This is a genomic window from Vibrio sp. Vb0667, from assembly GCF_033391095.1.
Genome location: NZ_JAWPOL010000179.1, coordinates 1 through 1,395, shown reverse-complemented (window position 1 = coordinate 1,395; position 1,395 = coordinate 1). Strand labels below are relative to the sequence as shown.

The 1,395-nt window shown below is 44.2% G+C and carries 1 protein-coding gene; it reads left to right on the top strand.

Annotation, left to right across the window (positions count from 1 at the left end; genetic code table 11):
* A partial coding sequence (locus tag R8269_RS24440; RefSeq protein ID WP_318222804.1) for an ATP-binding protein occupies positions 1-1,155 on the top strand: 1,155 nt, incomplete at its 5' end.
* Between the last annotated feature and the right edge of the window lie 240 nt (positions 1,156-1,395).

Sequence of the window (1,395 nt, the reverse complement as noted above, 5' to 3'; positions counted from 1 at the left end):
CAATTGGAAGTCGATCATACAGGCCATCTTTCGTTAGCAGCTCAACTGTCGGATCCTCGCTTTAGTCGCCCGTACAGCGGCTTATATTGGAGTGCATCGACAGATACAAGCCTCGAACGCTCTCGCTCGTTGTGGGATAAAAGAATCGAGTATAAAGGACTCGATAAAGATGCGTATGGTGCAAGAGACGAAAAACTGATTACTCTGGAAAAAGCGCTATATCTACCCGACTACGATGGTCCAATTCATATCATCGTAGGTATCGACGAAGAGCCAATCAAAAGCACACTGCAAACCCTTATTGGTCAACTCTGGCTAATTCTAGGATTGTTGTTTGCTGGCGTTCTGACTGTCATTCTCTTGCAAATCGTTTGGTCATTGAGTCCACTAACTAAACTGCAAAAAGAGCTGGCAGAGCTCAAAGCTGGAAATAAAAAGAGTTTAGAAGAAACTTATCCGAAAGAGATTTCGCCGCTTATTTCTGACCTCAATGCTCTGCTTTTCCACTATCAGGAGTTACTGGAACGTGCGCGTAACCACGCGGGTAATTTGTCACATGCACTCAAAACGCCGCTATCTGTGTTAAAAAATGAAGTGCAAACGCTAGAGCCCAAAACGCAAGCACGCTTAAACGCCCCACTCAACCAGATTCAAGATCACATCGACTATCATTTAGGTCGCGCTCGAATGGCGGGTTCCATGAACATCCTTTCTGTCAAAGCCAATCCAGCAGAGCGAGTGGATGCTATCTCAATGGCGTTCGATAAAGTCTATGCCGAGCGAGACATCACCTTAGTTAATGAGCTTGATTCTGAGTTGAATGTTGCAGTCGAAAAAACCGACCTCGATGAAATGATCGGTAACTTGCTTGAAAATGGCTATAAATGGGCAAATAGCATGATTCGCGTCCACTCTACTCTGGATAAAGAGAGTATCCACCTGATTATCGAAGACGATGGGCCTGGAATCCCTCAAGCGCAATTAGGCCAAGTCATCAAACGTGGTGTCAGATTAGACGAAACAACGCCAGGTTCTGGGCTCGGTTTAAATATTGTGAGTGAAATGGCGCACAGCTATCGAGGCCTACTGGCTTTAGAAAAGAGCAAAATGGGTGGTTTAAAAGCCACATTAACGTTGCACCGTAGCCGTACTTAAAACGAATCACTAAAGACTCTTTTTCATCGGTAAACGCTAATCAATCCGATGAAAATAGAAGCGATACGATCATGTTTCTCTCTAAGTGATGAAAACCATCAACTTCGGATCCGCCAAATGATGTGTTTTTATTGATTTAGATACGATTTGGGTTGCCCAATTCTAAGTGGAATGATAGTATCCGCGCTCGCTTGAACAGTTCCTGTTTCAAGCTTTACCACGAACAACAAGGTCGCATTG